8 protein-coding genes and 1 pseudogene are annotated in these 8,604 nt (G+C 66.4%); all 9 read right to left on the bottom strand.

Translation table 11 applies throughout. From position 1 onward, the window contains the following. Positions 1 to 365 (bottom strand): annotated as a pseudogene (locus V7Q39_RS16860) (lipid-A-disaccharide synthase); the annotation flags it as partial. Between the two features lie 88 nt (positions 366 to 453). Continuing rightward, complete coding sequence (locus V7Q39_RS16855; RefSeq protein ID WP_333817777.1) at positions 454 to 1,269, bottom strand: LpxI family protein; 816 nt, start codon at positions 1,267 to 1,269, stop codon at positions 454 to 456. Continuing rightward, complete coding sequence (lpxA, locus tag V7Q39_RS16850; RefSeq protein WP_333817776.1) at positions 1,266 to 2,072, bottom strand: acyl-ACP--UDP-N-acetylglucosamine O-acyltransferase; 807 nt, start codon at positions 2,070 to 2,072, stop codon at positions 1,266 to 1,268. The genes V7Q39_RS16855 and lpxA overlap by 4 nt, the downstream gene beginning before the upstream one ends. 3 nt (positions 2,073 to 2,075) lie before the next feature. Next, the gene (gene fabZ / locus V7Q39_RS16845; RefSeq protein WP_333817775.1) at positions 2,076 to 2,537 is read right to left on the bottom strand and encodes a 3-hydroxyacyl-ACP dehydratase FabZ; all 462 of its coding nucleotides are present in this window, start codon (positions 2,535 to 2,537) and stop codon (positions 2,076 to 2,078) included. Positions 2,538 to 2,629: 92 nt separating this feature from the next. Continuing rightward, positions 2,630 to 3,193, bottom strand: coding sequence for an OmpH family outer membrane protein (locus V7Q39_RS16840; RefSeq protein WP_333817774.1), 564 nt, complete (start codon positions 3,191 to 3,193; stop codon positions 2,630 to 2,632). Further along, entirely contained in the window at positions 3,193 to 5,523 is a 2,331-nt protein-coding gene (gene bamA, locus V7Q39_RS16835) for an outer membrane protein assembly factor BamA (RefSeq protein ID WP_333817778.1), read from the bottom strand. Before bamA ends, V7Q39_RS16840 begins: the two co-directional genes overlap by 1 nt. Before the next feature lie 154 nt (positions 5,524 to 5,677). After that, a complete protein-coding gene (gene rseP, locus V7Q39_RS16830; RefSeq protein WP_333817773.1) occupies positions 5,678 to 7,009 on the bottom strand; it encodes an RIP metalloprotease RseP in 1,332 nt (443 codons plus the stop codon). Further along, positions 7,000 to 8,205, bottom strand: a complete 1,206-nt coding sequence (gene dxr / locus V7Q39_RS16825) for a 1-deoxy-D-xylulose-5-phosphate reductoisomerase (protein ID WP_333817772.1) — start codon at positions 8,203 to 8,205, stop codon at positions 7,000 to 7,002. Before dxr ends, rseP begins: the two co-directional genes overlap by 10 nt. 3 nt (positions 8,206 to 8,208) lie before the next feature. Then, a partial coding sequence (locus V7Q39_RS16820; RefSeq protein WP_333817771.1) for a phosphatidate cytidylyltransferase occupies positions 8,209 to 8,604 on the bottom strand: 396 nt, incomplete at its 5' end.

The following is an 8,604-nucleotide window of genomic DNA, read 5'->3' as shown; positions in this document are numbered from 1 at the left end:
GCCCAGACCGAGGGCGCGACATAGTGGATGGTGCGGAAATCGGGCCGCGCCGCCTTGACCAGCGCCGCGACGCGCAGGCAGAAATCGGGGCTGTCGATGGTGATCAAGGCCTCCGCCCCGCTGGCCAGCACCGCCTCGGCCGCCTGCCGGATACGGCGCTTCAGGGGGAAGTACTTCGGCAGCACCTCGGCGATGCCCATCACCGACAGCTCCTCCATCGGGAACAGGCTCTCCATCCCCTCGGCCTGCATCAGCGGCCCGCCGACGCCCGCGAACTCCACAGGAGCGAGCGACCTGAGCCCCGCCATCAACGCCGCCCCCAGCCGGTCGCCCGAAGGCTCGCCCGCGATGAGGAAGAGTTTCAGCGCACCGCTCATCGCTTGTCTTCGACCGGTCTTCGCGGCGGCGCGCCCCGCGAAGAGCGCCGCGAAGCAAGCGATGAGCCCCGGCGGGTCATCCCCGCGCCCAGAGGAAAAGCCCCGTCTCGCCCGCCAGCCGCCGCATCTCGTCCAGCTCCAGGCAGATCACCGACCCCGCCTCGAAGACCACGCCCGCCAGACCCGCCGCCGCCACGCCGTGCAGCGTCTCCGGCCCGAGGGTCGGCAGGTCGATCCGGCGGTCCTGCCCCGGCTTCGCGGCCTTGTAGAACACCCCGCGCCCCCGCGCCGGGTCGGGCCGGAGCGCGCCGATCCCGGCCACCTGCGCCAGAAGCGCATCCGTCCCCGGCAGCGCCTCGACCCCCAGGCACAGGCCCTGCGCCACCACCGCGCCCTGCCCCACATCCACCGCGCCGAGCGCCGCGACGATGGCTGCCGCGCGGGCCGCATCCGCCTCGTCACGGGGGCTTACCGAACCGGCCAGCACCCCCGAAGAGGGCAGAAGCGCCGGGGCCACCTGTTCCACGCCGACAACCGAGAAGCCGGATTCCTCGAAAAGCTCGATCACTACCCGCAGCGTCGCGTCGTCGCCCTGCGCCATCGCCGCCATCAGGCGTGGCAGCAGGGTTGCGGTCGCCTCGTCCAGCAGCGCCGGGTCCAGCCGGGGCCGCGTCACGGCGCCGGCGAAGATCACCTGCCCCACCCCGTCGCGCTCCAGCGCGCGCAGGAAGGGCACCAGCCGCTCCACCCGGAAGCGCAGGTCCACCGTCAGCCCCTCCGGCGCGGATCCGTCCAGCGCGGCGACCAGCGGCGGCTCGGCCATCCGCGCGGCCAGAGCGGCAGGCAGGCTGCCCTGTCCGGCGATGATCGCCGTCCTCATGCCAGCAGTCATCGGCCGCCCTTGGGCGTCAGGAAGCTGCGGTCGGATTTCGACAGGATGAAATCAGCGATCTCGCGGACCAAGGGCGAGTCGCTCTCCTCGGCCAGTTTCCGTGCGCGGTCGAGGAAACTGCCGTCCTCCTGCGCCAGCGTCTGGTAAGCGGCGCGCAAGGCGGTGATCCCGGCCCGATCCACACCCCGGCGCTTCAGCCCGACCAAGTTCAGCCCGTCCAGTTCGCCCCGCGGGGCCTGCACCAGGCCATAGGGGATCACGTCGTTCGTCACCATCGTGACCGCCCCGATGATCGCTCCCTGCCCGATCCGCACCCATTGGTGCACGCCCGACAGCCCGCCGACGATCACGTCGTCCCCCAGGACGCAATGCCCGGCGATGGCCACATGGTTCACCAGGATCACCCGGTTGCCGATCTGCGCATCATGCCCGACATGGGCGCCGGTCATGATGAGCACATCGTCGCCCACCCGCGTGACCCCGCCGCCGCCCTCGGTTCCGGTGTTCAGCGTCGCGCCCTCGCGGATGCGGGTGCGGGCCCCTACGACCAGCCGGGTGCGTTCCCCCTGATATTTCAGGTCCTGCGGCACCTCGCCGACGCAGGCGAAGGGCCAGACCGTGCAATCGTCGCCAAGCTCGGTCCAGCCGGTGATCACGGCATGGGATTTCACCGTGACGCGCGCCCCGAGCACCACCTCCGGACCGATCACCGCGAAGGGGCCGATGAAGCAATCTTCACCGACAACCGCGCCTTCCTCGACAAAGGCCGAGGGATGGACGACGGCCGTGCCGTGCACCGCCATGGCTCAGCCCTTCGCCACGTCGAACATCGCCATGAAGGTGGCCTCGCAGGCAAGCTCGCCCTCGACCATCGCCCGGCCCTCGAACTTCCAGACCCGGCCACCGCCGCGCAGCGCCGTCACATGCAGCTCCAGCACATCGCCCGGCACCACCTTGCGGCGGAACTTCACGCCGTCGACGCCCATGAAGAAGACCTTGGCATTCTTGTCCACCAGATCCATCGACAGGCCCACTAGCACGCCCGAGGTCTGCGCCATCGCCTCGATGATCATCACGCCGGGAAAGATCGGCATCCCCGGAAAATGCCCCTGGAACTGCGGTTCGTTCAGCGTGATGCATTTGATCCCGACGCAGGACTCGCCGACCACGATGTCGCGCACCTTGTCGATCAGGAGGAACGGATAGCGGTGCGGAATGATCCGCTGGATCAGATCCAGATCGGCGGTCGTGACAGCGGCTGCATCCATCTTCATCCCCTTCGCGTCCCAAGGTCCTGCCTTGGGGCCTAGCTAGCAAGTCGCGCCGGTCGAGACAAGTTCATGGGCAATCGCCCGGCGCGTCACGGCGCGGGAACCGGCTTTTCGGCAAGGGCGGCATTGACCATCTCGATCGCCTCGTCGGTCACGTCGATGGCGGAAAGCGACAGGATCACCAGGTTCTTGTCCAGGATCGCCGTCGCCTTCTTCTGCCCCAGCAGATCGCCCAGAACCGGCACCGCAGCCTTCAAGAAGGCCTTGCGATCCTCGTCCCGCGTATCGGTCAGCTCGCGCACCTTGGCGTCCTGCTCGGCGCGAATGCGTTCGACCTTCTGGTCGAAGGCTTCGGCTTTGGCCGCGAATTCCTTGGGCGGCAGGGTCTTGCGCTCTTCGGTCAAGGCCTGCTCTTCGGCGACAAGCTCGGCCTCGATCCGCTTGTTTTCCTGCTCCAGCACCACAGACGCCGCACGCTCGCGCTCGATCGTGGCCTTGCCGAAATCCGACTGCAGGAAGAACCGGTCCTGGTCCAGCGTCAGGAGAGGCGCCACCCCATCCTGCGCCTGGACCGGCCCGGCCAGCATCAGCGCCACCGCGGCCAACCGCAGCCGGGGCCCGGGGCGCGCGAGATTGCGCCACCAGGCCATCATCAGAACTTGGTCGAGATCGTCAGGTCGAAGGTCTGTTCCTTGTCGTAGTCTTCCTTCTTCACCGCATGGCTGAAGTTGAAGCGCAAGGGACCGATGGGCGTCGTCCAGAAGATCGACACGCCGACCGTCGCGCGCGGGATGAAACTGTCGTCCACCGCGCCACCATTGGTGTTGTCCAGGCTCCAGACCGAGCCCACATCCATAAAGGCGCCGCCGGTGATCCCGTATTCCTCGGGCAGGCCCAGCGGGAAGTCGGCCTCGAACCGCGCCACAGCGAACATGTTGCCGCCAAGCGCGTCGTTGTTGGTCGCCGTCAGGTCGCGCGGGCCGATCCCGTTCGGCTCGAAGCCGCGAATCTTGCCGTTGCCGAAGAAGCGGTCGGTCACGCGGGTCACGTTGTCGCCGGTCGAGGTGATCGCGCCGCCCTCGAAGACCGCGCGCAGGGTGACTTCCTCGTTCCAGACCTTGGTCTCGACCAGCGCCAGCGCCGTGGTCTTGATATATTCGGTATCGCCTCCGAGACCGGCGAAATCCTGGCCGAAGCGCAGAAGCACCCCACCCTTCGGATTCAGCCCGGTGATGCGATTGTCGTATTCGTAGGAATATCCCAGCGAGAAGGTCTTCAGCGCGCCCCGGTCCGCTTCCGCGGCAAGGATCGCCGAATCGCCGGTGTAGTTGTAGATCTTGTCCTCGGCCACGCCGATCCGCAGGTCCAGCGAGGACTCGTCGCCCAGGGGGAATCCGATCCCGGTCGAGAAGCCGATGTTGCGGGTGTCGTAGTAGGAGTAATCCGATTCGGATGTCCGGTAGAACCCGTTGACCTTGAAGCGGAGGTCACGGCCCAGGAGCGCCGGTTCGGTGAAGCTGAAGCTGGAGCTTTGGTTCGCCGAGGCGGTGGAGATGCTCAGTGCCAGCCCCTGGCCGCGGCCGAGGAAGTTGCTCTCGGAGAAGCCGATGTTGAAACCGACCCCGTTGGACACCGAATAGCTCATGCCGAAGCTCAAGGACCCGGTCGGTTGTTCCTCGACGTCGACGTTCACCACCACCTGGTCCGGCGACGAGCCCTGGTCGGCATTGACCTGGGCGTCCGCGAAGAAGCCGAGCGCGCGGATGCGTTCGGCGGCCTGGCGGATCTCGCGCGGGTTGAAGGGGTCGCCTTCCACGGTGCGGAACTGGCGGCGGACCACCTGGTCCAGCGTCGTGGTGTTGCCCTCGATGTCGATGCGTTCGACGAAGATCTTCTCGCCCCGCATGATGGCGAATTCCACGTCCACCACCTGACCACGCTGGTTGCGGGTGATGCGCGGCTCCACCCGGATGAAGTTCAGCCCCTTCTTCAGGGCCAGCGTCTCCATCCGGGTAACGTTGTTGTCGATCAGCAGCGGGCTGTAGGTCTGGCCCGGGCGGATCTTCTGCACCGCCTCGAACTCGGCGGCATCCACCCCTTCGACCTCGGAGACCGTCGTCACCTTGCCGATGTCGTAGGAGAGGCCCTCGCGCACGGTAAAGGTGACGAAGGTCGCGTCCCGTTCGCGGCTCAGCTCGGCGCTGGCGTCCAGCACCTGAAAGTCGATGTAGCCGCGCGACAGGTAGAAGTCGGTCAGCATCTTCTTGTCCAGCTCAAGCCGCTCCGGCACGTAGGTGTCGCGCTGGATCAGGTTGCGCAGGAAGCCGGCCTGCTTGGTCTGCAGCACCTGGCGCAGCCGCCGGTCGGAAAAGTCCTTGTTGCCGACGAAAGAGATTCGCTCGTTCTCGACGACCTTGCCCTCGCTGATCTCGAACACCAGATCGACGCGGTTGTCGTTGCGGCGGATGATCTTCGGCGTCACGCTGGCCGCCAGCCGCCCCGCAACGCGATAGGCCTCGGCGATCGCCGCCGCATCGGCCTCGGCCTGGGCTGGCGAATAGATCCGGCGCGGCTGCGACTTGATCAGTTCGGACAGCTTCTCGTCCTTCAGCCGCTTGTTGCCCTCGATGCTGATCACGTTGACGATCGGGTATTCCACCACCTTGATCACCAGGGTCGAACCCTGCGGCACCAGGTCAACCTTCTCGAACAGGTTCGAGTTCACGATCCGCTGGTAGGCGTCGTTCAGCTGGGCGGCCGACACCTCCTGCCCGCGCCTGATTCCGGCATAGTTCAGGATGGTTGCGGCATCGACCCGCTCATTGCCCTGGATCTCGACGTTGGAAAACGAAAAGACCTGCGCGAAAGCCGGGGTGAGGAAGGGCGCCGAAGCCGTTGCAGCGCCGAGGAAAACCGCCGTGGCATACAGACGCGCCCGAGACGTGGCCCGAAACGACCATCCCTTGGCCGCGCTTTGGGTCATCCGCATGTTGCATCCTCGCCGTGTCATTCTGTTTCCGGATAGCTACCCACAAAGCCGAGCTTTGTCAAAAGCCTGCGGTCGCTGTGGATAACTTTGCAAGATGTTGTGGCCTCACGGCAAAGCCGTATGAGGCGGGATGCTCAGAATACCCGGATCATGCGCAGACCAGATCTCTACTGAGCGCGAAGATCATCAGCGAGAGAACCAGCGTCAGACCGACCGTCATCAAAATTTTCAGTGCCTTCTCCGACGGCTTGCGGCGCGTTGCGGCCTCGTACGCGTAGAATACCAGATGTCCCCCATCGAGGACCGGAATGGGAAAGAGGTTGATGATCCCAATGCCCAGAGAAAGGGTCGCGACGACAGCGACAAACGCATCAATGCCGATGCGAGCGGCGTCGCCGACCGTCTTTGCCATTCCGATAGCCCCGGACAGACCGCATGTACTGATCATACCCTGAAACATTTTGCCGAGGCCAGCAAACATGGACTCGGTGGTCAGCCACATGGCGTTCGCCGCACCGGTTGCCGCTTCCCACAGACTGACGGGGCGGACCGCGCGTTCAAAGACAAGGCCTGATGCCAAGCCGATCATATAGCGCTCGGTCAGTTCCCCGGTATCATTGTCCGGGGCCACCCGCAGGCGCGGTGTTAGCGACAGTTCCAGCGTCTTTCCTTCGCGCCAGATTGTCAGCGGGACCGGTTTTCCGCCGCTTTCTGTGATGATACTCACCAACTGGTTGAAATCTTGCAGTTTCTGGCCACCTGCAGCAACGAGAACGTCACCGATCTCGATGCCCGCATCAAGGGCGGCAGACCGGATCGTCACATCCCCGACGATGACGGCATTTGGATGCGGGCCGACCACGGTCACCTCTTCGCCACCTCTGCGGACGGTGTACGAGACGGTCGATTGCCCCTTGGCATCGTCGGCGATCGTTCCAAAGCTGTTCCAATCGGGGGTCGGCTTGCCGTTGAGCGCGAGGATGACGTCCCCCTCATGCAAAGATTCGCCGCTTGACGGCAGCGCATGCATTTTCCCTACCGTGGGCTCTTCACGAACGGTTCCTGTCACGAACGCAACGACGACGAAAAGCAGAAAAGCGAGGATGAAATTGAACACCGGCCCCGCCGCCACCGTCGCCGTCCGCGCCCAGAGCGGCGCCCCCGCCATCGTGTGCCGCCGCTCTGCCGTCGAAAGCCCCGAGACATCGCCGGGCCGCACCGAAGACGCATCCGCGTCGCCGAGAAACTTCACATAGCCGCCGAAGGGAATCGCCGCGACCTGCCAGCGGGTGCCGCGCCGGTCGGTGCGGCTGAACAGCACCGGGCCGAAGCCGACGGAAAACACCTCGGAATGGATGCCCGACCAGCGCCCGACGATGTAATGTCCGTATTCATGGACGAAGACGATCACCGACAGCGCAAGGACGAAGAACGCCACCGTCCAGACCGTGCCCCCCAGGGCCGCCACAATCATGTCCATCTGCCTGCTCCTGCTCTGCCGCGCGCGATTTCGCCCGCCCGTTCTGCTGCCCGTATCCGTGCCAGATGGTCCACGGCCTGCACATCCTCAAGGCTCATGGTGGCATTTTCGCGGCCCAGGTCGGCGTCCATCGCCTCCAGCACCGCCTCGACCACGCCCGCCATCTCCATGAATCCGATCCCGCCCGCCAGGAACTGGTCCAGCGCAACTTCCTTCGCCGCATTGAACGCCGCCCCGGCAAGGCCGCGCCGCGCCATCACCGCGCGCGCCAGCCGCAGCGCCGGATAGCGCGCGAGGTCCGGCGCCCGGAAGGTCAGCGTCGCCACCTGGGCGAGATCCAGCCGCGCCACCGGCAGTTCGGCCCGCGCGGGCCAGTTCAGCGCATAGCCGATGGCATGGCGCATGTCGGGCGCCCCCAGATGCGCCATGATCGCCCCGTCGCGGTAGCCCACCATGGAATGGATCAGGCTTTCGGGATGGATGATCACCTCGATCTGCTCCGGCTCCACCCCAAAGAATTCCCGCGTCTCGATGACTTCCAGCGCCTTGTTGAACATGCTGGCCGAATCGATGGTGATCCGCTGCCCCATCGCCCAGTTCGGATGCGCGAGGGCGTCGCTGACCGTGGCCTTCGCCAAAGCCTCCAGCGGCCAGTCGCGAAGCGCGCCGCCCGAGGCCGTCAGGATGATTCGCTCGACCGCGGCAATGTCTTCGCCCACCAGCGCCTGGAAGATCGCCGAATGTTCGCTGTCCACCGGCAGGATGCGCGCGCCATGCTGCGCCGCCTCGGCCATGAGCAAGGGCCCCGCAGTCACCAGGCTTTCCTTGTTGGCCAAAGCCAGAACCGCCCCATGCCGCAGCGCGCGGATCCCCGGCACCAGCCCCGCCGCGCCGACGATCGCGCTCATCACCCAGTCGGCAGGCCGGTCCGCCGCCTCGGCTATCGCCTCCGGCCCCGCCGCCGCTTCCACGCCCGAACCCGCCAGCCGCTCCCGCAGCTCCGGCAGTCCCAAGGCGTCAGCGCAAACCGCAACTTCCGCCCGCAGTTCCCGCGCCATGTCCGCAAGCCGCGAAAGGTTCCGGCCCCCGGTCAGCGCCACCACCCGGAAAGCCTCGGCCCCGCCCGCGCGGCGCAGCAAATCCACCGTCTGCTCGCCGACAGACCCGGTCGCGCCGAAGATCGACAGGCTGCGCAATCCTCAGCCCCCGAACAGCCCGGTGACAGGCGCCACCAGCCCCAGCGCCATGATCATGACCACCGCGCCGATCAGCGCGTCGAAGCGGTCCAGCACCCCGCCATGGCCGGGGATGAGGCTGGAGGCATCCTTCACCCCCGCCCGCCGCTTGACCCAGCTTTCCAGGATGTCGCCCATCTGCCCAGCCAGCGCCACCAGCGCCGACAGCGGCACCAGCAGCCAGTCCGCCCCCGTCCAGACCACGCAGACGAGCCCGACGAAAGCCGCGCCGATCCAGCCTGCCACCGTGCCCGACCATGTCTTCTTCGGGCTGACCGCAGGCCAGAACTTCGGCCCGCCCAGCATCCGCCCGGCAAAATAGCCCAGCACGTCCGAGGCGACGACCACCGCCACCAGCCA

This window comes from Tabrizicola sp. (assembly GCF_036781545.1).
Classification (GTDB): domain Bacteria; phylum Pseudomonadota; class Alphaproteobacteria; order Rhodobacterales; family Rhodobacteraceae; genus Tabrizicola.
This window is presented reverse-complemented; position numbering and strand designations above follow the sequence as displayed.